Genomic DNA, 23,820 nt, shown 5'->3' on the forward strand with positions numbered 1-23,820 from the left:
TTTATTTTACAAAAAAGAACCTGCAAAATTGCAGATTCTCCTGATAATGATTTATGGAGCAAGACCCGAAAATATAATACAATAATTCGAAAATGAGTTCAAGTAAATAAAAAAGAACCCGCTGGAGTTCGGGTCCTTTCAGAAGTGATGATGTATTCTCGGCTTGGGAACTGAGAAAAACACAAAAATATAATACATCGAGTTTTAGAGAATTTCAATATTAAATTAAATATTATCGTGGGGGGAGTTATATCATTTGATGAAGAAACCAAGGTAGTGATAAAGCATATGAATTTTAAAAAAATGAGCGGGATATCTTAAGGAAACATAAAAATTATTGAAATTTTTGTATGAATTCACTAATATGGAATTATAGTTATTGTTTAATTGATTCCGTTTATTCCCACACCTTATTGTGTTGTGGTTGAGTTGTAGAAGCAAGTTGCGTCTTGTTTCATTTATGAAAGGGCTTCTTTGAGCCGATTAGTGTATATATAGCTTTTTTTGCTATGCACATTTTTAATCGACTTGAAGGAGCCCTTTTTGTGTTGTTTTCAAGTTAGGAATCACTTGTAAAAAGGTCTTTAGATTTAGGTATACAAATAAAAAACACTGTGAGAAAAACACAAGATTTGTGCTTTTTTGCTTTGGAAGGGGATCATTATAATGAAATACAAACATGCAATTACACTTGATAAACCATTACTATCATTAGAGGAGATAATAAAAATCTTTCAGATGAATGAAGTTACTCAACCAATTCGAAAGCGTGATTCTAGCATTTACCGTGATACAGAAGATTATATTGCAGTTGAACTACTCACCACTTAACGTCCTTACGGATTTTTTGAAGTGGGAGATTCCTGCGAACACCGATGTATCCACCGGTTATCTTAGCAGGCTCTGCCCGTAGTCCCTACGGTGAAAACATAAGTATCTTGTACGTTGACTCACCACGCTTCCTACTTTAGCTTGGTTTTCGCAACTTCAGCAAACGTGGGTCGAAAGAACGTTGAAGATTTTACGGTTGCAACGTTTTTCTGCAACCAACTTCATATCTTCAGTTTTCAAAGAGCAATCTGTACAAGTATATGGTAGCAAATATGTTGGCTTATGCCAACCGACATTCACCTCCCACCTAAAATTGGTGTTTCACACCTTCACACTTTTGAGGAAGGAGTTTTCTGTCCGAAAACGATAAATATATAACCAGGGGGAAGTTTAAATGAAAATGAGTTATGAAGTATCTATATTTTGTTCTGCACATCCAGATGATTTTATGCCAAATTTGCGTGCATTCCGAATGAGAGTTACAAAGGAAGGAGCATTTTGGGAACGAGATTGTTATCAGTTTTCCATTAAACCATCAAACTTGTCACAGCGAGCAGCCAAACAAGCAGGGGAAATCTTTTTGTATCATGTCTATTTCAATGGATGTATACGAGATTTCCTTTTTTTATTGGAGCGATGCTTTAGAGGGACAAGTTATCGCTTTACTGCAATCCGTGGTTTCTTAGAAATAGAAGGGTATTCCATTAAGAAATGGAAACCGATTCTACACAGCCATTATGTAAAGCCTGCAGATGTGGATTGTCTTTTTAAGAAGGATGATCTAGCGATGATTGTGCATCATAATGGAGTGTTAGAAGTGGTTAAGCGTGCAGAAAAAAGTGAAGAATTAAAAAAAGTAAACTTTCTAAATGTAGATAGCTGGTTACAGGCACTTAATCCGACAAAAGAAGATCTATTCTCTTTAACGGGTGTGAGTGTATCTTAATGAGTAATTTGCAAAACTATGTAAAAGTGTATATGCAGAGGGAATGACAGAAATCCGTAGTTAAAAACGACTATGAATTTCTGTCTTTTTATTTTATTGATGAACAAAAAGAATATCTAAATAGAATTATAAAGAGTTTAATGGAAGTAGCAATTCCATATATAATAAACAGTATACAAGGAGTGGGGAATAATGAATTATAACATTCAAAAAGGTCAATTTCGTTTAACGAGTGCTTATCCAAGAGGTAGCTGGTGGGAATTTTACCGTGTCACGTGTCCGATTTGTCATGATACAGGTAATTGCATGCTGCATGTTTCGCAAGAGAAGGTAGCATGTACACGTGTAGAAAGTAAATGGATTTATGGAAAAAACACGGGCAATCCAAGCTACATTCACTACATAAAAGGAAAAGATAAATATCAATTGCCTGAGGTGGATGAAATTCAGATTCATGATAAGAAAAGTAATGAGGAATTAAATGTGTTTAATCGTAAATTAATGGAGTTCATACCATTACAAGAGCATCATCATGCACATTTATTAAAAGATAGAAAAATGAGCGAAGAACAAATACAAATACGTCAATATCGTTCTTTCTTAAAACAACAAATTGTGTTAGAGGAGGATAATACGTATACGACTGTTTGGGAGCAGCTATTTAAACAGATGGGGAATAAAAATTGCTGGCAGGGAATCCCGGGTTTCTATGAGATGAAGAAAGGTCAACGTTCTCTTCGTTTGATGTCAGGATCTCCTGGTATATTGATTCCTTTTCGGAATCAGTACAATCAAATTGTTGGATGGCAGGTTCGTGTGGATGAAGTGAAAAACTCCGTTCATGTGAAATCTGCACCTACTGGAGTTCAAGCAGAATTAATCGAACAGCCTAATGTTGTGAAGATAATTAAAAATGGTGATTGTATCTTTGAAGGCGAACTAGAAGTGAGCAAAAAGGTAGAGATTCCATTTCAAGAGGGACAAATTGTTGTAAAGATTCATAAAGGGCAAAAATATCTGTGGGTCTCATCAGCAAACAAAAATCAAGGAACTGGTGCAGGCGGTAGTGAAAATCCACTTCCTGTACATGTAGCTGTACCAAGTTCTCATTTGAAACATTGGAATTCTGGTACCTTACATCAAACCAACTCAGTAATGATTACAGAGGGAGCTATGAAAGCAGATCTGGTTGCTGATTTGCTTCCAGAGAGATTTAATAAAGAGGAGCTTTCTGAAATAGGAACAACGGTTCTTGCGATTCCTGGTGTAAATGCTTGGCGAATTACTATGCCTGTATTAAAGGATATGGGTGTAGAAAATGTCTATTTAGCGTTTGATGCCGATTTAGTAGAGAATCAAAAAGTAAGAAAAGCTCTTATAGACTTTGCGACAAAGTTAAAGACAGAGGGCTATAACGTAATCATAGCTGCATGGAATCCAACGCAAGGTAAGGGGTTGGATGATACAATGCAAGCGGGATTTAAACCTGTATTTCAGAGATTGTGAAGGTCATAAATGTATAATTACAACAAAGTCGTGGATTATACAAGAAGGTTGTAGAATTTACAACATAGTTATGGACTTTACAACAAAGTTGTAGACTAATGCATAATTAAAGTAATGACGTGTAAATACAAATGAGTTGTTAAATTCCAAAAATATATTAATTCGGTTGCTTTTGCAATTAGAGGAAAATTATAAAAAGTATAAGACCCGCGAAGCGAATTATATTTTTTATGAATAACTAGGATATCGAAGATAGAATGAATGATTCTATCTTTTTGTTATGTCTATAGATAGGGATTTTTATAGTTATCCACTGTAGGAAAGAAAGGTAGAGGGAATAAATATGAATACAAATACAAAAAAAGATCTAGTAAATTTACGAGTTGATTTTGCTTTTAAACAGCTATTTGGAGTAGAAGGAAATGAGGAAATTTTAACTAGTTTCCTGAATGCAGTGTTACAATCAACTTTAGAGGAAACAATTATTTCTTTACATATAGATGACCCACATCTTTCAAAGGAACATGAGGATGATAAGCTGTCTATTTTAGATTTGCGTGCTACCTTAAACAATGGTATAAAAGTGAATATAGAGATACAAGTTCGAGATAAAAAGGATATGAAGGAACGTTCTTTGTATTATTGGTCAAACATGTATAGTTCTCAATTAAAAAAAGGCATGTTTTATAAGTCTTTACGTCAAACAATTTGTATTAATTTAGTCGATTTCATTATTTTTCCGGAAGAAGATTTTCATAATGTAGGAGTGGTAATGAATAGAAAATCGAAGCGTATTATAACAGAGGATCTGGAGTTGCATTTTATTGAAATTCCAAAACTCATAAAAGAATGGCAGGGAGAACGTGTCGATCCATGGAAAGATACATTAGTACGCTGGCTATTACTCTTTCCTGCACATGAAGATGAAAGATTAACAACGATTTTGGAGGAGATAGCAATGGAGAAAGATCCAGTTTTGAAAAAAGCAATCCAGAATTGGGAACATATGAGTAGTGATGAGTCTTTTCGCCGTTTGTATGAAGCACGAGAAAAAGAGCTAAGAGATAAGGTATCAGAGATAGAGACCGCTAGAGAGCAAGGAGCCATGGGGGAGAAAAAACAAATAATTCTAAAATTGAGTAAAATGGGCTTGTCTTTCGAAAAAATTGCAGAGGCAGTGGAATTAAGTGTAGAAAAAATACAGAGAATCTTGAAAAAAGAACAGTAAATATATGTATGAATGAAGAATGAAACATGAAACATAAGGAAAAGCATGACAATTTCAAGTCATGCTTTTTTATTTTATAATTACAGAATTTTGTGTACTAATACTAAAAATAATTGTTTGAAAAGATGGTATTAAATAGTACGTTTATATCATCTTTATCATTTCTTTTATATAATAGAAGGAAATGTATTTATTCCTTTAGTTAACAAATAAGAGATTTTTTATTTATAAGTATTCTATATAGTTGAGGAGCGTATAAAATGAGAAAAATCATATATTTTGATGAAGCGTCTGCTTTAGACTTAATAGATATTAAGAATAAAGGTAGATCTGAAGAAATTTTGCAAAGTATGGTTGAAAAGGCAAGTAAGTTTGGTGGGGAAGGTGCTTTTGGTACAGGATGGTTAGATAATTTAACTACAGGTATTACAGGAAGTTTAAAAGCAGGTTTATCTAGAAATAAAAGAAATATTATCTTTACCAATATTACTAATACCATTTTAACTAGTTTTTTAGAACTGTTGTATAATCCCAAACCGAAAAAAGGAGATAAAGAAATTCAATTAGAAACAATTAAAGTGAACGATTTATCAATTTTAGCGGAGTCTGCAACGTATTTGAAATCAATCACGCCTTTTATAAAAATTTTAAAAGAAGACTTTGGTAAAAATACATTACAAAGTGATATTGAAAATTTTAACTTTCATAAAATGGACGAGATATTAGAAAGTGCAAAAGGATATTACGAGCTAGTGGCAGTAGATGGGGATTCAAAAAAATCTATTGTTAGATTCAATTTAGATGGATTTAGAAATAATTATAGATTACAAGATTTACAATTGATGTCTTTAACACTTTATGGAGTAAAGGTAGGAGAAGCAACGGAAGCTTCATTGAACTTCATGTATGAAATACAGCCGAAGAAGGATGTGAACAGTGAAAGTTTAGGGTTCGATGCTTTTGAAAATGAAAAAAATGAAAAGCCTTCTAGCGAAAAGGATAATTTAGATATTATAGATATTATTTTAGCGGGGGTTGAATAAAGAATGACCGATTTTTTTGTTTTCGAAGGACCAGATACAGCTTTCAACACATTTACTGAAGAACACAGGATATATGAAAGTTTTAAAAGATTTCCTCTTAAAGAGTTAGCTAAAAATCTAGATAAATTTTCTCTAGATACTATACTTGTGTCAATTAAAGAACAAAATGAAGATGAAGAAATAGTATTAGTAGCTAAGACAGAGGACTTCTTTTCTTTTCGAGATCACTTTATAGATAACTTACCGTATCTCATATACAGCTGGATTCAACTAGGTTATATATCACATGCAGTTATTCAAAACCCTCCTAAAAACTTTATTAAAGGTTTAGAAAGTCTAAAGCATTCAGAACAATGTGTAGGAGTTATGAAGGAAAAATACAAGAGAGAACCTTTAACGAAAAATGATTTAAGGAAAGTTGCTTTAACTTTTAATGAGAAAATTTTAGGGCAAGATAGTGTATTAAAACAAATGATAACAGCCTTATACCCTTTAATAAATAAACAATCCAGTAAGCCAATCGTATTAATGTTTTATGGACCCCCGGGTGTTGGGAAAACAGAAAGTGCTAAGATTATTAATAATTGTATAAGCTCAGCACCTTTGTGTAGGCAGCAATTGTCCATGTTTAAAGCAAATGAATTTTATAACTACCTTTTTGGAGGAGAAATGGGAGGGAAAGCGCTGACAAAAGATTTAATAAGAAATGAAGGTAATGTAATCTTATTGGATGAATTTAGTCAATGCCCATCTGATTTTTATTCGGCATTTTTCCAAATATTCGATGAAGGAATTTATGAAGATAACAACTATAAAGTAGATCTTACAAACACAATCATAATCTGTACATCTAATTTTAATTCAGTAAAAGAAATACATGATACAATCGGTTCAGCTCTTTACTCTAGGTTTACGCATTTTATAAAGTTTAATCATTTAGATACTGCTAGTAAAACTAGGCTTGTAAGTAAATTCTATGAAGAAGTTCTTATGGAGTTCAGTAAAGAAGATGTTGAATATCTACATAAAAAGGACTTAAAATCCTTTTTGTTAACAAATGTAGATCGATTTACTAATGTCCGTAATATTGAAAACAGTGTTAAAATGTTTGTTTATAAGGAATTAACAGAAATTTTTTTAGAAGAAATATTTAGTTCAACGATTGATCAAAAGTATTGAGAAGTTATTTTTTGAACTGATTTTCTAAGAAGTCATTGTAAATGATTCATTCTTCGAAAGTTAAATATTTTATTATTTTAAAAATTTTACAATGAAAGTAAGTGTCTGTATTTAAACAACCTTAGTAACCATCTATCTAGCTATTATGCATGATAGCTAGATAGATGGTTACTTTATTTACAAACATATAATTAAAACACTTAGGATCTTTGGACATTTTTAGGTAATTTGTTCAAAACATCTTTTTATTATTTTCTAAACAGTTACCAGTTATAACATAGATTGATATATATATTTACACAAAATATCGATTAATAACTTCTTTAGAGTCAACAAAATGCAGAGGAATTAAATTTTTATTTCTGTAAATTGAATCGGTAATCTTATAGAAAGTGTAAGTGAAATCCTCTATCTCCTGTTCATTAAAGTAGCAATATGTAATCATGGGAGTATCTAGTTTAGTCGTTAAAAAATTATGGTATATTCCACTTAAAATGTGGTAATCATTTTCTGGATGCATACCAAAAAATACAATATGATTTATTTTGGATTCATTCATTTTTAATGTTAATTCTTTTAATGGATCAACTCGTGGTTGTTCAAAGGCGATATCTTTCATTGCTAGGGAATGTATGAGTTGATCTAATACCTTCGTAGTAGCGTAGTCACCTAATATAATATCGTTGGTATAATATTGTTTATCACCATATCTCATAGAGTATGACTGAAAATACGAAAACCCTGCTGCATTATTTCGGAAATGCCCATGTAGATAAGTTACAGGTCGATGACCGATTTGTTCCAGAAGTAGATCATAATTTAAGCTGAACAGCTCTTTGAATTCTTGTAACCAGCATGTCAACGAGTGTCGATTAACTTTTTCTACATACTCTGCTTTTTTTAAATCAACTGCTTTTCCGTTTCCAAAGATGATAGTTAACATAAGCAAACGATAGTAAATTGCAAAACCATTAAATTTTGTTTTTACGATTACATCTCCTGCTGAGTTAGGCGGCGATATGCTTTTTCGTCCACCTATTTTAAGGAGGGTAATGAAACGGTTATTCTGCTGATTATAATTTTTAAATTCAGCTAGGTCTTCAATCAAGTGAAATAACCATATAAGTATTGGCCAATTTTCAATATTAACAAATTGAAATCCTTTAGTAATACCAATTCTATAGATATTTTCTGTAATTTCTAGCATATCTGGTCCAACTTTTAATCGATTTAAATGTTTATTTTGATTTAAAAAATCCCAAATAGTTGAGTTTGTTGTAATAAATCCTGCAAAGGCTATAGCATCTTTAAAAATTTCCTCTAATTGTTTTTGATTAAGGGTACGAACATACCTTAATACATTATTATAATTTTCCTTAATTATTGCTTTAGTATGAGGTTTAGCACCTGGTGAAATGGAAAATACACCATTTTTAGATAAAGCATAGCTTCCTTCTTTTAAACAGCCATAAATATTGCTAAAACAGCTATCAAAGTTCATACTGAATCCATTTCCTACAATTAAGCCTGTATTGTGTGATGAGATTAGTTCTTCAAAAAAGTCGAGTTTAATTTTGGTCACTATGTATCCCCCTAGAATTATAATGGATAAGAAGTCATTTTAAGTATAAAAATGTCTGACATAGTAATATTATAGGGGAAATATATAAATTACGCTGATTTCAATACTTAAAAGAACTAATATTTGAGGTAGCAGTGTTGTTCCTTTTTTATTTAATAAAAAATTAACGCAATAATGGACGGCGAGCGTGTAGATGTGATGAAAATGGGAAAATTATTATCTGTAGAATAAATAAATTCAAATTATAAAGTATTGGATAGGCGAACATAGTGTAAAACATTTTTTGGAGGATTACAATATTTAATTAAATGGATAAAAAAACCAACCTTGATACTCCAAGTGTTGGTTTTTGTTTTATAATGGAAGTGTGAGTAAAAGTAGCATATTTTATATTTAATAAAAATATTTTTTAAAAGGAGATTCTTATGAAATTGACCCAATTGATATTGAATAATTACCGTAGTTTTGGACCGAAATCTACTACTATTAATATTACAGATTTAACGGCATTCATAGGGCATAATAGTGCAGGTAAAACAGCAGTCCTTAGTGCGCTTCAAAAACTGTTTGGAGATAGTAAAATAAAAAAAGCTGATTTTCACGTTCCTTTTAATCAATCACCTGAAGAGATAGAAAAAAACAATTTATCTATAGAAGCACACTTTGAATTCTTTAAAGAAGACGAAAAGGCAGATAGTTATGCAATCCCAATATACTATGAAAACTTTGTAGTAAACAAAGAAGGTGGTAAACCTTATATTGCTATGCGCCTAGAAGCTAGTTGGGAAAGAGGAAGTGATCCAGAAGGGATTATTGACTATAAATTTTATTATGTAACACAAAAAAAGGAAGATGGAAGTAACAATCTTAAACCGTTATCAATGCATGATAAATCGAAAATAAAAGTTATTTACATACCCGCTGTAAGAAACCCTACAGAACAATTAAAAAACGCTACGGGTACAATTCTATGGAGAATTTTAAAACAAATTAATTGGAAAGAAACAGATAAAACATTGGTTAATGAAAAAATAGAGGCACTAGATATGCAGGTTGCTAATCAACAAGGTATTGCTACAATAAAAAGAATAATTTCCTCCCAATGGAAAAATTATCATAATGACTCTAGATATAAAGAGGCCAATATAAAATTTGGTAGTAGTGATTTAGATACAATTTTAAAAAAATTAGATGTAGAATTTACTCCATCACATACTGAAAAAGCATTTAAAGTTAATGAATTAGGTGATGGGTTACAGTCCCTATTTTATTTAACTTTAATCGACTCCCTTTTAGAGTTAGAAAATGAAGCAATAGATGAAATAAAAAGAAAAGTTGTGGAGGGAGAAAGGATTTTGAATGTCGATCCTCCTGCACTAACATTAGTTTTAGTTGAAGAACCAGAAAATCATGTTAGTCCGCATTTATTAGGTAAAGTTATTAAAAATCTTAAAAGTATACAAAGTCATAACAATGCTCAAATTCTAATTACTTCTCATAACCCGACTATAATTCAAAGAATAGAGCCGACTGAAATTAGACATTTGAGAATTAACAGGGAAAATTGCACTACTATCGTAAAAGAAATTACCTTACCAGACAAACAAGATGTGGCATATAAATATGTCAAGGAGGCTGTTAAAGCTTACCCAGAACTTTATTTCTCTTCATTAGTAATTTTAGGTGAAGGTGATAGTGAAGAAATACTTTTACCTAAATTTTTACGTCTATATACAGATGAATTAGATTCCGTAGGTATTTCTGTTGTACCTTTAGGTGGTCGACATGTAAATCACTTTTGGAAGTTGTTAAGTCAATTGGATATTCCGTTTATTACATTATTAGATTTAGATAGAGAGAGAGAAGGAGGAGGTTGGGGAAGAATTAAATATGCTCTGAAACAATTAATTGAAATTGGAGCTAAGAAAGAATCCCTTCTAGAACTAAAAGGAGGCGCAGTTTTATCAGATGATCGTTTAGAAAATATGCATAAGTGGAAATTGGATTCGAAAGCAAAAGTTGAGAATTTAGGGAACTGGGGCAGATTTCTTGAAAATTATAATATATATTTTTCTAGTCCTTTAGATATAGACTTTTTAATGATTGAGAAATTTTTAGCACATTATTTAATGACATTAAATGAAGGGGAAGGTCCGCTTATTAAAATAAGGGAAGGTGAAAAACAGAAACGACTCCATAACCTAACTAGTGAAGAAAAAAAATTAGAAGTATATAAAGAACGAATCAAAGAAAGTATTAAACGGACTCTCAAGGAAAAAGGGGGAAGTGGGGAAACATATACTGATACTCAAAAAGAATTAATGGTTTGGTATAATTACTTCTTCTTAACAAGAGGGAAACCCGTAACACATTTACAAGCCGTAAATTACATTGAAGATGAAAAATTAAAGGAAGATATGCCTGTAGTAATTCAAAGATTATGTGAAAAAGCAAAAACTATTCTTATAAGGGAATGAAAGAGATGAGAAATTCTATTGAAGAATGGCATCCAAGTGATGGGTTAATCTTAGAGAATCAAGCTTTAAAAGCTGTAAAGGATTTGAAAAATTTATTAGTAGTCGCAGGACCAGGTGCAGGGAAAACAGAGTTGCTTGCTCAAAAAGCAAGCTATTTATTACAGACTAATAACTGTACCAATCCTAAAAAAATTTTAGCAATTAGTTTTAAAAAAGATGCAGCATCTAATTTGAAAGAGCGAGTTGGTTTAAGGGTATCTAATGAATTGATGAATAGATTTACATCTCAGACATTTGATTCGTTTGCTAAAAGTATATTAGATAGATTTTTAAATGCACTACCAGAAGAATATAGACCTAACCCTGATTATGAAATAGTTGATAGGCAGCAAAATGCAATTGTAAGGGCTTTTAATAAGTTTAATATGTATATTAATGATAAAGAGACAAAAAAAATTCTCCTTAATCGTTTAGTAAGTGGGAGGTTGGCGAATGAAAAAAATGATTTAATAAAAAATGTATGGCATCTGTTATTAAAAGGAGATGAAAACCATAAAGCTACTTTGAGCTTTCCGATGATTACTCGTTTAGCAATTCATATTCTAGAAAATAATCCATATATTCTTATGTCCTTAAGGGAGACGTATAGTAATGTATTTTTAGATGAATTTCAAGATACTACAGCATTACAGTATGAACTTGTAAAGGTTTGCTTTTTTAACACTCATACTTTTATTACAGCAGTAGGAGATAATAGACAAAGAATAATGATTTGGGCTGGTGCAAAACAAGATATTTTTGAGTGTTATAAACAAGATTTTAAAGCTAGAGAATATTCTTTAGAAATGAATCATAGATCGGCACCCAGATTATTAGAAATACAGAAGATTGTAAATAATTATTTACAGGATAATCCATTTACACCGGTACCTAATCCAAAATGGTCTAAAGATGATGGTATAGCAGAAATATGGTATTTTTCAGATTATAAAATCGAGACGAAAATAATAGTTTCGAAAATTAAGGAACTAATACAGACTCATAGAGCTACTCCTAATGAGATTTGCATAATTGTAAAACAAACAGTTGACAAATATGCAACATCAATAATTGAAGAACTAAAACCATTGAATATTAAGGCTAGAAATGAAACTGTATTTCAAGACTTGTTAAAGGAAGATGTAGTAAATCTTATTCTTAATGTATTAAAAGCGGCCTTAGATATTTATAATAGCGATGCCTGGCTTTTGGTTTGGAACTCTAAAATTATCTTTGAAGGAATACAAGGATCTAAAAATGAATATTCTTATGATAATTTAAGAAGGGAACTGAAAGAGTTTTTGAAGCTTGTAAAGAAAAAAATATCTTCAGTAGCCCATGTAGAAGAATTGAGGGAGCTGGTTATAGAAATACTTAATTTTTTCGATTTAAATCAAATACGAAAATACTATCCTCAGTATTCTCAAGGTGAATATATTAACAAATTGAAGGAAGATGTTGAATATCATTTATACAACTATTTTCAAGAAACAAAAGATTGGTTACTTGCTATTGATATTTTTGAAGGGAAAAACTCTATTCCAATTATGACCATTCATAAAAGTAAGGGATTGGAATATGAAGCGGTATTTTTTGTAGGATTTGATGATAATGCTTTTTGGAGCTTTTCTCAACAACAACAGGAGGATACTTGTACATTTTTTGTAGGTTTATCTAGAGCTAAAAGGTATTTGTATTTTACGTTTTCAGAAAGTCGTGAATGGGCGTATTGCTCCAAGGGTAATATTTCTATTTTATATCAAATGTTAAACGAATCTAAAGTAGTTGAAGAATTATATTTCGAATAATAGGTTAATTGTTTAGAAGTTCAAGGTATGAAAAAAATTTAATAAATTTTTTTATAAAAACAATTAATTAGTAACAAATATAACTCGTATTTTGCACAAACTTTTTTAGATACGAGTTTTTCTTTTATTATAAAAATAAATGTTTACAGCATTGTTTTATTGAAACTACTATGAAAGAAAACGGTGTTTCAACACTACGTTTTACATTTGAGGGTGCTGGATGCTGTGGACCAAGCTACGGTATTAATTTAGGAGAAGCGCAAGAAAATGATGTAACAGAAACAGTAAATGGTATTGAAGTTGCCATGGATCCAAAGGTCGTTGATATTGTAAATACATTGACACTAGACTATGCAGAAGATCAACAAGGTGCAGGACTTGTAATAGGTGGCGAATCGAATTGCTGCAAAGTATTAATTGAAGAAGATTAACAAACATGACTAACTATCACGAACTCGTAAAAGGAAAAGTATATATTGGTGGAGTAGACGCTATACAAGACGCAGTAAAAAAGCACGGGATTACAGAGGTGTTTGATTTACGTGCTGGAGGAGAAGAACCAAAAGGGTTTCCGGCTGGAACTAAACGTCATGCTTATTCAATCGTAGAAGGTGTAGAAGGACAAGATGAATCAGTAAGAAATGCAATTGCAGCGGTCAGGGAAGCTGTTGAACAAGATAAAAAAGTATTTTTCCATTGTTCTGGCGGACGTAATCGTACAGGTACAGTTGCTACAGGATTATTATTAGAATTAGGTCATGCTTCTAATACAGAAGATGCAGAACAACAAGTAAGAACAGTGCGTTCTATTATTGCAATTAAACCAGAGTTAAAACAAGTATTACAAAATCTATATCAACACTAAGAGTGAAACGGATATTTTATAAAAGATATCCATTTTTTTATAAATGAGAATATGTATTGTACGCATAAAAATATCCGATAATGTAAATAATAAAAATTTTTTAAGAGGGGATATATAAATGGCAAAGCGTAAAAATGATTGGACGGAAAAGAAAATAGAGAAGTATATAAAAGAAGGCAGAGGACAAGGTGAATTAAATAACTATAAACCCTGGTTAACGATACAAAATGTATCTTCAACGGGTAATAGCTCTCGTTTAATGGGATGGAAAACTAATAGGAGACATGAGTTTTTATCAGATTTAGAGAGGGATTATTTTTTTATATTAGAATGGATAGAAGAAGTTATTGATATTCGTGAACAATTTCCATTAAATCGAGAATTGACATATAAAATTGCTGGAGAGAAAGGGATACATCATCCTATTTGTAAAGGAACTGAAACGTTAATAGTTCTGACAACAGATTTTTTCCTGACGGTTCGTGACGGAAAAGAAATTAAATATATTGCTAGGACTATAAAACCTAGTAGTGAATTAGAAAATGAAAGAGTAATTGAAAAGTTTGAGATAGAAAGAGAATATTGGGAAAGGAAAGGAATCGATTGGGGAGTTGTAACAGAAAAGGATTTTCCTGATATAACATGTCATAATATTTCGTGGATTCATAAGCACTATTATCTCGAGGAAATTGAAGATGAAACTTTTGTAAAATTCTTTTTTAGTTACTTAATGACATTTCAAAATGTGGATAAGAGCCTTATAGAAAGCTGCAATGAGTTTGAAGAACAGTATAATTTGGAACAAGGTGCGTCAATTAATTATTTTAAACATTTATTAGCTAGAAAGTTAATTTTTGTAGATATCAATACGCAAAAATTAAATATGCGAGGTTTAAGTATAAGCGAACTAGCTTTTAGTGAAAGAGGCGATGAGAATTTTGATTACGCTATCAGTTAATGAAATATTTAAATCAATTGATGATTCAAAGATATACAGATTACTCTGGATAGATGAAAGTAATGTTATTACATATTTAATCGATGTGTATGATGAAAAAGCTATGCCTTTTGTAGATACACTGAAAAGTCTTCAAGAAGGCTTTTCGAATGGACAGTATATGAAAGTAAGCAATGATGAAGTATTTCCAGTTGTAAATCATCAAGAATTGACAGAAAAAGATATCCTTATGAGAGATAAGGCATGGAATATTATACAAGATTTAATAATTCAAGAACCTAACATTTATAAAAGAGATAAAAGAGGTACGTTAATTAGACAAATGAGAGGGAATTTTGGTTGCTCAAAGCAAACGATTTACAAATATTTAAAGCGGTATTGGCAAAGAGGAAAGGTCAGAGATAGCTTACTTCCTGATTTTAAAAATTGCGGTAATAAGGGGAAGTCGAAGAATTGGAGCGGAAATAAGACGGGTAGACCGAGAATGACAAATAGCACGGGAATCAATATTACATCGGAATTAAAAGAAATATTCAAGAAAGCTATACAAAATTATTATTTTACAAATCCAGAAAATACACTGACATTTACATACAAAATGATGATTAGGGATGCTTTTCAGGCAAGCATTCGTTATCAAGATGGAAGAAAGTATATTGTGATTGAAGACGCAGATACCGTTCCTACTTTTCGACAGTTTTATTATTGGTTTCATAAAGAATATGGAGTTGAAGAAATTACGTCAGCTAAGCATGGGAGAAAGAAATTCGAAAGAGATCATAGGGCCGTTTTAGGTTCGTCTTCTTTTGAAGTTTTTGGACCAGGATCCAGATATCAAATTGATGCGACAATCGCTAACGTATATATAGTTTCTCGTTATAATTCTGATTGGGTATTGAAGAGACCAACTATATACTATGTAACGGATGTCTTTACCCATTTAATTACTGGTTTTTATATTGGGATTGAAGGTCCCTCATGGACTGGAATGATGATGGCACTTTTGAATTCTACAGTTTATAAAAAGGACTTTTGTGCGGATTATGGTATTAATATTACAGATAATTGTTGGCCAGCAGCACATCTACCAGAGATTATTTTAGGAGATCGCGGAGAGTTAGAAGGATATAATGTAAATCATTTGATACAAGGGCTTAATATTACAGTGGAAAATAATCCATCTTTTCGTCCAGACTGGAAAGGAATTGTAGAAAAATTATTTGATACATCTCAAGAAACAATACGCCCCTTTTTACCTGGATATGTTTCAAAAGATTGGGGTGAAAGGGGGGCAAAAGATCCACGTTTAGAGGCGAAACTCGATATAGAACAATATACAAAAATTATTATCAATTTTATTCTGCATTACAATAAAAATTTTTATATGAAGAATTATATACGGGACAAAGATATGATAGTTGATAATGTAAAACCAACACCAATTGAATTGTGGAAATGGGGAATAAAAAATCGCTCTGGGAAATTACGAGTCATTCATCCTGATATCATGAAATTTTATTTAATGCCGAGAGGTGTTGCTACAGTCACTGCAAAAGGAATCAGATTTGAAAAAATGTTGTATAGCTGTGACACGGCAATACAACAATCATGGTTTGCTACAGCAAGAACAAAGAAAAGTTGGAAAGTGGATGTTTCTTATGATCCTCGAAATATGAATAATATTTATATTCATACAAAGGATGAAAAGATATTTGAAAACTGCTATTTATTAAAACATCAAGAGCGGTATCAAGATAAAGCCTTAGAGGAGGTTAGACAGTTAAATAGCTTAGAAAGTAAAGGTTACAAAGAAGAAGAACATATATTACTACAAAATGAAATTAACTTTTTTGATAATATTCAATCTATTGTTAAAGAAGCTGTTAAGGAAGCAAGCAAAAAACAAACAAAGCATGTAACAAAGAAAAAGAAAATTAAAGACATTAAGCATCATACCCAATTGGAGAGAAAAATGCGAAGAACTAAGGAAGTATTTAAACTTGATAACAATGAAGAAGAGGCTCTACCAGAGGTTATTCATTTGGACAAACAACAAGAAGATGAATTCAAGCGTCGCTCAGTTAAAGAATTATTCAATAAAAGGAGGGGGCATAAGCATGAGTGACAATCTAAGAGAAATACAGTTAGATAATGGGACATACGCTGTTCTAGCTCATTATCAACAACAGCAATTAGTTGATTATCAGGGGAATCCGTTGATAGAAGCTTTACCTGGCATATTGTCATATGAAGAAGCTTTTGATCAACTTAGCTTTTTACCCAATTATCATGAAAAAGAAAGAAATTTATCAGATCATCATCGATTTCATGCTTTATTACGTTTAACTCGTTTTTTTCAACCAATCTCTCAAACATTAGACTTGGAAAGACGTTTTTCAAGATTTTTACGCTATGGATATGTGAATCGGAATCCTCTTCAAAAGCAACATGTTCAAGTACTAAATGAATTACATCATCAATTAGTAGAAAGAAATAATTTAAGTCTGCCGGCGGATATACGGGCTACTGCATCTAGTTTCACATTAATGGGTTTCTCTGGAATTGGAAAATCAACAGCTATAGAACGAATACTTTCATTATATCCTCAACTTATTATTCATAGATATCCCCTCAATACGCTTCAAATTGTTTGGTTAAAATTAAATTGCCCACATGATGGGTCGTTAAAGTCATTATGTCAAAACTTCTTTGACAAGATAGATCAATTAATTGGTACAAACTATCTCGAAAGTTATGGGAAATCCTCTAATTCTATAAGTTCAATGGTAACTAGGATGGGGCAAATTTCTAGATTACATTGTGTTGGTGCATTGATCATAGATGAAATTCAACATCTGTTGGCAGCGACAGGGGATGCCTCAGAGAAAATGATGAATTTTTTTGTTACTCTTATTAATGAAATTGGAATTCCGGTAATGATAATTGGAACCATGAGAGCTAGGAGCCTTTTACAAAAAGATTTTAGACAAGCACGTCGTGGTAGTGGACAAGGAGACATGGTCTGGCAACAAATGAGTAATAAAGAAGATTGGGAAGTTTTAATTACAAGTATGTGGGATTATCAGTGGACAAAGCAACATGTGGAACTAAATCAAGGTTTATTAGATGTTATTTACGAGGAAAGCGAGGGTATTACTGATATAGCTATAAAGTTGTTTTTACTAGCACAGGGGCGAGCGATTGAAACGGGCATTGAAAAAATTTCATCAGAACTAATCAGAAAAGTTGGTAAAGAAGATTTAAGACTTGTTCAACCTATGCTTCAAGCTCTTAAATCTGGTTGTGAAACAGAGATTGCAAAATATGAAGATATTGTATCGTTAGATATACAAGATTATATATTTAATAAACTTCCAGTAATTGATATGAGAGCTAAACTCCAAGATAAAAAAGAAAAAATCGCACAAGAGCGCCAGAAAATAGAACCAACAAAGGTAGAGAAATTGATTATTTCCCTTATAAACTTAGATATAAACGAGAAGGATGCAGAAAGAGCAACGAAATATGTATTAAATAAATCACCTAACTCTAAAATTAGTGAGTTGATGAAAGAAGCTTTACAATATATTAAGGATAAAGAGAACAAAAAGAAACAAGTTGTAGTAGAGGATAGAAATAAATTAAAGTGTATCATTGATGAAGGTAAAAAGAATAGAAAGTCTGCGTATGAGGCTCTCAATGGTGAAGGATATATTAAGGACCCTTTAAAAGAATTTAATTATAAAGAATCAAGGTGATGTAAAATGCTTGATTATTTTCCTGTACCGTATGAGGATGAATTGTTTTATAGTATAGTCTCTAGATATCATATTCGAAGTCCAGATTTATCAAAAAAGCATACTATGAAGAAGTTGTTTAATAAAAGTGGCTGTTTCCTCGGGATTGAATCCATTGGTGAATTAAAATATTTAGTTGATAATTTACAGGTGTTTTCAGATGTGTTTACTGAAAAGTATTTTATAGAAAGGCATTCACTGATTCCACTTATAAGACCATTTAAAACAAAAGAATGGTACGAACAATTAAGCATAGGAATCTCTTCAAAAGTTTATCAGAGTTTATTTAGTTTGAAAAAAGGGAATATAAAGTCAAAAGAGCATTTATATTATTGCTCTGTATGCGTAAAGGAACAATATCAACTTTATGGTGAAGGTTATTGGAATAGAGTACATCAGGTTCCAGGAGTTTTTGTATGCATTAAACATCAATTACCTCTAAAGAAACATCCGGTTAATATTACGACTTTTCGGTCTCATAATTTTATCTATCCAAATCTAAAGGATAGTAACAGCATTGAAGTATTCATGGAAAGTGAACTTGTGGATGAATTAATAGGAATTGCAGAAGATGTAAAATATTTGCTGGATAAAAATTTTTCGTCTTTTTCAAAAGATTATTACGTTGAGAAATATGAGACACTTTTGAAGGTTAAAGGGATTGGATACCCCGCTTTAAAAAGACATCAGCGCTTAAGGGAGTTACTTCAAGATCATTATTCGCAAACCCTATTAAGGATGTTAGAATCTTCATTTGACATAGATGAAAGATCATCATGGGGAAATTATATTCTGGGGAAGGGTAGTATACAATTTTGTCATCCCATTAGGCATATTTTGGTTATGCGATGTTTGTGTGGCTCAGTAAAAAAATTTTTTGAAAATGAATATTTGTATGAACCCTTTGGAAAAGGTCCATGGTTATGCATGAATTCCCTATCGAATCATTATTTACAAAAATGTGTAGATAAGGTGAAAATCAGTGTTCACGGATTGAATCGAGAAATTCAAGGGGATTTTGAGTGTGATTGTGGTTATATATATAGACTTAGGGGATGGGAACAAAACCCCCTAGAAGTTGCATTCTTTAATAATAGGATTATTCAAAAAGGTCACGTATGGGAAGTAGAGTTTAGCAAACTTTTATCTAGTGGATTAACACAAAAAGAAATAGCTATGAAAACGGGTTTTACACCACGGACTATACGAAAAATATTAAAGGATCGTAAAAATGTCTCAATTAAAAAATTGAGAGAAGACAGTTTGAAGGTCGCTCGAGAAAAGAAAACAGCTCAGTACAAGCATAATTGGATACAATTACGAAATAAATATCCAGCGTATACGAGAGCGAAATTAAGTGATTTAAATAGAGCAGCATATGCGTGGCTAAGCAATTATGAGAGAGCGTGGTTAGAGGAACATTCACCACCTAAGGTTTTGGGGAAGTATTCAAAAAAAAAGAGTGTAGAAAGCTACAATAGAGAAGATTTGATATTAATCGAAGAAGCAAAAAAAATAGTTAATAACTGGGATGGATATGAAAAAAATAGAGGCAAGTTAATTAGAAAAACGTATGCAGCTGTTACGAAAATGTTAGGTGTATACCAGAAATGTCAAAAAAAGAAAAATCATTCTTTATTACAAAGTTACATTGTCACAGTTGAAGAATCTTTACAAGATTTTCAAAAAAGAAGAGTTCGATATTTATTAAATACAAAATTCAAAGATAAAGTAGTTACTTTATCTAAAATAAAAGAGGCTGCAAGTATAAAGGTGGCTGTAAGGGAAGGCGAAGGGGATATAAAAGAATACGTTGAAAAATTGATCAAGGCTCATAATCAAACAAACTAAAAGATAGTGTGGGCTAAGGATTATAAATCATCGTTTTTAAAACAAAAAAATTCATTCGTGAGTTTAAAATAAATATAACTCTTTTATAAAAAGGATAAACTGAAATCTATCTATGATTTCGGCTTTTTTATTGAGATATAGTGAGCATGATGAATAAATAAGAGAAGAAGAAAATTAATATCGAATTTATAAACAAACAAAGGGATATAGATAGAAAGTTAACCCATTTTGTTCTGAACTTTTGTTTTACAAGAAAAAATATAAAGAGTGTGTTTTGATCCTTTTCAGAACACACTCTTTATTTATGCTCAAGTATTAAGTGGGAGTGTATAAATTTTTAATAATTTATTTTAGTAGGATAGTCCATAACTTTCTTGTAATAATTAAGATAGTATGCATTCCTAAAGGAAATACATTAGTGTAAAACTTTCTTGTAATTATTTTCTCTTAAGGGTCTTAAATATAATGTTTTAAAAGCATATTAGTACAAGGGTTTGTTGTAATTAAACAATAAAGTAGGTTGATATTTTCATAAATAGGTAGATTGAAAAAGATAGAGTTTGTAATTCTATCTTTTTCTTATATCTAATTACTACAGAGGATAAAAATTCACTAAAAGAAAGGTAGAAGAATATGAATACATCTATGAAAAAAAATCTAGTAAATTTACGAGTTGATTTTGCTTTCAAGCGCTTGTTTGGAGTAGAAGGAAACGAGGGTATACTCATTGCTTTTCTTAATGCGGTATTACAATCTTCTTTAGATGAGGAAATTATTTCTTTGCATTTAGATGATCCACATCTTCCAAGGGAACAAAAGGATGATAAATTGTCTATTTTAGATTTGCGAGCTACTCTGAATAATGGTATAAAATTAAATATAGAGATACAGGTTCGCGACAAAAAAGACATGATTGAGCGATCTTTGTTCTACTGGGCTGGCATGTATTATTCTCAAATGACTCAGGGGATGAAGTATACAGAATTAAGACCAACTATTTGTATTAATATAGTGGATTTCATTCTGTTTCCAGGAGAAGAGGACTTTCATAATGTCGGTGTAGTCATGAACAAAAAATCGGAGCACATAATTTCAGAGAATATGCAATTGCACTTTCTTGAGATTCCAAAAGTAATTCGAGAATGGCAAGAAGATCGAATGGATCCATGGGAGGATATATTAGCACGTTGGCTATTATTATTTCCTGCATATGAAGATGAGAAATTAACTACAATCCTGGAGGGAATCGCGATGGAAAAAGATCCAGTTTTGAAAAAGGCAATAGAGGATTGGGAGCGTTTAAGTAGTGATAAAGACTTTTTACGCTTATATGAGGCGAGAGAGAAGGCAATAAAAGATAGAATATCAGAAATAGAGACAGCAGAAGAAAAAGCTGCAAAAGAAGCTAGAATAGAAATGATTCATAATTTAATTAAAGTAGGTGTACCTATAGAGAAGATAGCGGAAGCCACTGAATTAAGTGTCGAAAAGGTTAATGAAATTTTAAGAAACAAAGAGTAGATAGAAGTAGTGAAAAACAGGTACTTGTGAAAAACGCACAATTACCTGTTTTTTGTTTCTAATGAATAGTTTGATAAACACAAGGCTTAGACACTCCTTAATAGGTAGTATACTCTTATTAAGGAGCATAATAAGTTGTTGGAGAGATTAAAATGAATAAGAAAAAAGAAGCGAATACCCTTAGAGATAAAATTCCAAAATGGATAAAATAGAATCATGTTGCTCACTGAAAGAAGATATGAATGCTTTAGGTCTTAAGGACGGTAATATTTTTTTAATTCTTATAGTATGGTACGATCCTAACAAAGAGGGTATAAATAAAGGTGTAAACAAGGACTTGTTTTTATAAAAACGTATTGCTATAATATAAAAGTAATAAGATTTTACAATGAAAATATAAAATTAATCAGTTCGCATATAAGAGAAGACCTCAATATGCGCCATGTCCTTAGGGGACGTGTGCGTGTATTGAGGTCTTTTTGCGTTTTGCGAGCAAAAACACCTGGAGGTGCAGGAATTATGTTGAATTGGTTGTCTGCAAAACTTATGACAACATCTGTAGGAGATTTCTTACTGGCAAAAAGTAGCTTTACGAAGGGGCTTGGTGGTAGTGGCAGTGGTGCCAATGCTGAAACCGTCCAAAAAAGCATGAACACTTTGGTGAAAACCTTAATTGGTTTTGGGGGAATATGGGTGGCAGCTTGCGTTGTATTTGCAGCTATTAAACTATCTGGTGCACAAGGGAAGAATCCTGAAAACCGTACACAAGCTATGATTGGTTTAGCCTGCGCAGCAATTGGAGGCTTTGTCATGATCAAAGCTTACGATATCGCTGCTTGGGTTACGACAATCTAACATAAGAGTTTGTACAAGCTCTCCTCGATTTGGGGAGAGCTTCTCTTATACAAGGGAGGAAAAAGAATGAGAAAAGTAACTGTTCCTGTTGATATGACTTCGGAGCAAAAAACACTATTAGGTGTGCTGAGCAAACGCCAATTGATTTATCTATTGGGTGGCGGGGCATCCCTTTATTTATATGTACCATTCTTATGGCGGTTATTTGCACCTATTGATGCGGTAGTAGCATTTTTTATTTGCTTAATTTTAGCACTACCAACGGTAGTAAGTGTAATAGCGTTTGCGTTTATATATAAAGAAAAACAACACATGTATCTAGATAAGTATTTAATTATTAAAATGCGTAGCCGCTCCGAAAAAGGTAAGTGGAGAAAAGGGTACGAGCCAACTACATGGGCAAAGGAGAATCTGTAAATGTTAGAAATGATATATTTTGCGGCGATAGCCATTGTAGGATTTTTCTTTTATCGGAAAATGAATGGAAAACCGCTGTTTGGTTCTAAGAAAAAAGGGAAAAAGCAAGGTGGAGTAGAGAAACACACTACTGAAAAAGCTGGAAAGAAAAATAAAAAAAATATGTCTGCTGAACCGGAAATTGATGAGGATAATGTTGACTTCTTTCGTAATTTTGTAGAAGACATTAAGGAAATCGATAATCATATGATTCGGTATCATGATGACACATTTGTCCTGATTGCGGAAGCACATCCAGTTAACTATTATTTACTTTCCAATATGGAACAAGAAGCGATTGATATCAAAATTGAATCATGGTTAACCACATTAGAGTTTAATACGAAAGTATATATTCAAAGTAAGTTTGTAGATTTAACAGATCCTGTACGAAAAATGACAGAAACGATGAAAGGTGCGAAGGACCTTACACCAGAGACGGTTCTATATGGTCAAGAAGTTATTGATAATTTAGAGTACTGGCAACGTTCGCAACCTCGATATGAACAAAAACGTTATTTAATTTATCCATACAAGGTTGATATTAGTACAATTACGGCTGATACAGAGGACGAGTTAGAAGAAAAGATTGTAGATAAGGCATTTAACGAACTATATCGTCGTTATAATGCATCTCGAAATCTACTATCGAAAGCAAAAATTAATGTAGAAATGTTAACGAAAGATAAATTAATAGAACTTTTATATGTAGCATTTAACCGTCGTAAAGCTATAAAAGCTCGTTTCCAGGACTTAATTGAAAACGAGAATTTCTCCCTCTATTCAACAGGGGAAACGAATGAAAGAAAACTAGAGTTAATGAAGAAAGTGCTAGCGGAAGAAAAGGCAGAAAAATCAAATAACGGGGTGGCGTAAAC

Annotated in this window: 20 protein-coding genes; 19 read left to right on the forward strand and 1 reads right to left on the reverse strand. The window is 31.9% G+C overall.

The annotated features are described in order from the left end of the window. Positions 1-666: 666 nt before the first annotated feature. From NZ044_RS29800 to NZ044_RS29825, 6 genes are all read left to right on the forward strand, one after another. On the forward strand, positions 667-831 hold the full coding sequence (locus tag NZ044_RS29800; RefSeq protein WP_001996075.1) for a hypothetical protein: 165 nt from the start codon (positions 667-669) through the stop codon (positions 829-831). 394 nt (positions 832-1,225) lie between these two features. Continuing rightward, a complete protein-coding gene (locus NZ044_RS29805; protein WP_273634909.1) occupies positions 1,226-1,777 on the forward strand; it encodes a hypothetical protein in 552 nt (183 codons plus the stop codon). 192 nt (positions 1,778-1,969) lie between these two features. Then, positions 1,970-3,283: a DUF3854 domain-containing protein gene (locus NZ044_RS29810; protein WP_340950258.1), complete on the forward strand. Its 1,314-nt coding sequence runs from the start codon at positions 1,970-1,972 to the stop codon at positions 3,281-3,283. Positions 3,284-3,626: 343 nt separating this feature from the next. After that, positions 3,627-4,511 carry an Rpn family recombination-promoting nuclease/putative transposase gene (locus NZ044_RS29815; RefSeq protein WP_340950070.1) on the forward strand — a complete coding sequence of 295 codons (885 nt, stop codon included), beginning with the start codon at positions 3,627-3,629 and terminating at the stop codon, positions 4,509-4,511. A gap of 260 nt (positions 4,512-4,771) precedes the next feature. Beyond that, a complete protein-coding gene (locus NZ044_RS29820) occupies positions 4,772-5,554 on the forward strand; it encodes a DUF6414 family protein (RefSeq protein ID WP_340950069.1) in 783 nt (260 codons plus the stop codon). A 3-nt stretch (positions 5,555-5,557) separates the two neighbouring features. After that, positions 5,558-6,733: an AAA family ATPase gene (locus tag NZ044_RS29825; protein WP_340950260.1), complete on the forward strand. Its 1,176-nt coding sequence runs from the start codon at positions 5,558-5,560 to the stop codon at positions 6,731-6,733. Between the two features lie 295 nt (positions 6,734-7,028). On the opposite strand, the gene NZ044_RS29830 is transcribed toward NZ044_RS29825, so the two are convergent. Next, positions 7,029-8,315 (reverse strand): hypothetical protein, encoded by a 1,287-nt coding sequence (locus NZ044_RS29830; protein ID WP_340950067.1) that lies wholly within the window; start codon positions 8,313-8,315, stop codon positions 7,029-7,031. Between the two features lie 425 nt (positions 8,316-8,740). Between NZ044_RS29830 and NZ044_RS29835 the strand changes: the two genes are divergently transcribed. The 13 genes from NZ044_RS29835 to NZ044_RS29895 all read left to right on the forward strand — a co-directional run bounded on the left by NZ044_RS29835 (position 8,741) and on the right by NZ044_RS29895 (position 23,818). Continuing rightward, positions 8,741-10,792, forward strand: a complete 2,052-nt coding sequence (locus tag NZ044_RS29835; protein ID WP_340950066.1) for an ATP-dependent nuclease — start codon at positions 8,741-8,743, stop codon at positions 10,790-10,792. Then, positions 10,789-12,639, forward strand: a complete 1,851-nt coding sequence (locus NZ044_RS29840; RefSeq protein WP_340950065.1) for an ATP-dependent helicase — start codon at positions 10,789-10,791, stop codon at positions 12,637-12,639. The genes NZ044_RS29835 and NZ044_RS29840 overlap by 4 nt, the downstream gene beginning before the upstream one ends. Before the next feature lie 170 nt (positions 12,640-12,809). Then, positions 12,810-13,070 carry an adhesin gene (locus NZ044_RS29845; protein WP_340950064.1) on the forward strand — a complete coding sequence of 87 codons (261 nt, stop codon included), beginning with the start codon at positions 12,810-12,812 and terminating at the stop codon, positions 13,068-13,070. Positions 13,071-13,075: 5 nt separating this feature from the next. Then, positions 13,076-13,504, forward strand: coding sequence for a protein-tyrosine phosphatase family protein (locus NZ044_RS29850; protein WP_340950063.1), 429 nt, complete (start codon positions 13,076-13,078; stop codon positions 13,502-13,504). A 118-nt stretch (positions 13,505-13,622) separates the two neighbouring features. Continuing rightward, positions 13,623-14,462, forward strand: coding sequence for a TnsA endonuclease N-terminal domain-containing protein (locus NZ044_RS29855; RefSeq protein WP_340950062.1), 840 nt, complete (start codon positions 13,623-13,625; stop codon positions 14,460-14,462). Then, complete coding sequence (locus NZ044_RS29860; protein WP_440032823.1) at positions 14,443-16,587, forward strand: Mu transposase C-terminal domain-containing protein; 2,145 nt, start codon at positions 14,443-14,445, stop codon at positions 16,585-16,587. The genes NZ044_RS29855 and NZ044_RS29860 overlap by 20 nt, the downstream gene beginning before the upstream one ends. Beyond that, on the forward strand, positions 16,580-18,220 hold the full coding sequence (locus NZ044_RS29865; RefSeq protein ID WP_340950061.1) for an ATP-binding protein: 1,641 nt from the start codon (positions 16,580-16,582) through the stop codon (positions 18,218-18,220). The genes NZ044_RS29860 and NZ044_RS29865 overlap by 8 nt, the downstream gene beginning before the upstream one ends. Before the next feature lie 6 nt (positions 18,221-18,226). Further along, positions 18,227-20,110, forward strand: a complete 1,884-nt coding sequence (locus NZ044_RS29870) for a TnsD family Tn7-like transposition protein (RefSeq protein WP_340950060.1) — start codon at positions 18,227-18,229, stop codon at positions 20,108-20,110. 633 nt (positions 20,111-20,743) lie between these two features. Continuing rightward, on the forward strand, positions 20,744-21,631 hold the full coding sequence (locus NZ044_RS29875; protein ID WP_061662887.1) for an Rpn family recombination-promoting nuclease/putative transposase: 888 nt from the start codon (positions 20,744-20,746) through the stop codon (positions 21,629-21,631). Between the two features lie 199 nt (positions 21,632-21,830). Beyond that, positions 21,831-21,980, forward strand: a complete 150-nt coding sequence (locus NZ044_RS29880) for a hypothetical protein (RefSeq protein ID WP_375231570.1) — start codon at positions 21,831-21,833, stop codon at positions 21,978-21,980. Between the two features lie 86 nt (positions 21,981-22,066). After that, positions 22,067-22,486, forward strand: a complete 420-nt coding sequence (locus tag NZ044_RS29885) for a hypothetical protein (RefSeq protein ID WP_016083212.1) — start codon at positions 22,067-22,069, stop codon at positions 22,484-22,486. 66 nt (positions 22,487-22,552) lie between these two features. Continuing rightward, a complete protein-coding gene (locus NZ044_RS29890; protein ID WP_001233534.1) occupies positions 22,553-22,903 on the forward strand; it encodes a PrgI family protein in 351 nt (116 codons plus the stop codon). Continuing rightward, complete coding sequence (locus NZ044_RS29895; protein WP_061662886.1) at positions 22,904-23,818, forward strand: hypothetical protein; 915 nt, start codon at positions 22,904-22,906, stop codon at positions 23,816-23,818. It begins immediately after the preceding gene. Positions 23,819-23,820: the final 2 nt, after the last annotated feature.

It is taken from the genome of Bacillus sp. FSL K6-1338 (genome assembly GCF_038006965.1).
GTDB classification, from domain to species: Bacteria; Bacillota; Bacilli; order Bacillales; family Bacillaceae_G; genus Bacillus_A; species Bacillus_A thuringiensis_S.

What these genes read in the sequence shown, in the direction of transcription:
- NZ044_RS29800 (WP_001996075.1), top strand. Translation starts at nt 667, where the DNA reads ATGAAATACAAACATGCAATTACACTTGATAAACCATTACTATCATTA.
- NZ044_RS29805 (WP_273634909.1), top strand. Translation starts at nt 1,226, where the DNA reads ATGAAAATGAGTTATGAAGTATCTATATTTTGTTCTGCACATCCAGAT.
- NZ044_RS29810 (WP_340950258.1), top strand. Translation starts at nt 1,970, where the DNA reads ATGAATTATAACATTCAAAAAGGTCAATTTCGTTTAACGAGTGCTTAT.
- NZ044_RS29815 (WP_340950070.1), top strand. Translation starts at nt 3,627, where the DNA reads ATGAATACAAATACAAAAAAAGATCTAGTAAATTTACGAGTTGATTTT.
- NZ044_RS29820 (WP_340950069.1), top strand. Translation starts at nt 4,772, where the DNA reads ATGAGAAAAATCATATATTTTGATGAAGCGTCTGCTTTAGACTTAATA.
- NZ044_RS29825 (WP_340950260.1), top strand. Translation starts at nt 5,558, where the DNA reads ATGACCGATTTTTTTGTTTTCGAAGGACCAGATACAGCTTTCAACACA.
- NZ044_RS29835 (WP_340950066.1), top strand. Translation starts at nt 8,741, where the DNA reads ATGAAATTGACCCAATTGATATTGAATAATTACCGTAGTTTTGGACCG.
- NZ044_RS29840 (WP_340950065.1), top strand. Translation starts at nt 10,789, where the DNA reads ATGAAAGAGATGAGAAATTCTATTGAAGAATGGCATCCAAGTGATGGG.
- NZ044_RS29845 (WP_340950064.1), top strand. Translation starts at nt 12,810, where the DNA reads ATGAAAGAAAACGGTGTTTCAACACTACGTTTTACATTTGAGGGTGCT.
- NZ044_RS29850 (WP_340950063.1), top strand. Translation starts at nt 13,076, where the DNA reads ATGACTAACTATCACGAACTCGTAAAAGGAAAAGTATATATTGGTGGA.
- NZ044_RS29855 (WP_340950062.1), top strand. Translation starts at nt 13,623, where the DNA reads ATGGCAAAGCGTAAAAATGATTGGACGGAAAAGAAAATAGAGAAGTAT.
- NZ044_RS29865 (WP_340950061.1), top strand. Translation starts at nt 16,580, where the DNA reads ATGAGTGACAATCTAAGAGAAATACAGTTAGATAATGGGACATACGCT.
- NZ044_RS29870 (WP_340950060.1), top strand. Translation starts at nt 18,227, where the DNA reads ATGCTTGATTATTTTCCTGTACCGTATGAGGATGAATTGTTTTATAGT.
- NZ044_RS29875 (WP_061662887.1), top strand. Translation starts at nt 20,744, where the DNA reads ATGAATACATCTATGAAAAAAAATCTAGTAAATTTACGAGTTGATTTT.
- NZ044_RS29880 (WP_375231570.1), top strand. Translation starts at nt 21,831, where the DNA reads ATGGATAAAATAGAATCATGTTGCTCACTGAAAGAAGATATGAATGCT.
- NZ044_RS29885 (WP_016083212.1), top strand. Translation starts at nt 22,067, where the DNA reads ATGCGCCATGTCCTTAGGGGACGTGTGCGTGTATTGAGGTCTTTTTGC.
- NZ044_RS29890 (WP_001233534.1), top strand. Translation starts at nt 22,553, where the DNA reads ATGAGAAAAGTAACTGTTCCTGTTGATATGACTTCGGAGCAAAAAACA.
- NZ044_RS29895 (WP_061662886.1), top strand. Translation starts at nt 22,904, where the DNA reads ATGTTAGAAATGATATATTTTGCGGCGATAGCCATTGTAGGATTTTTC.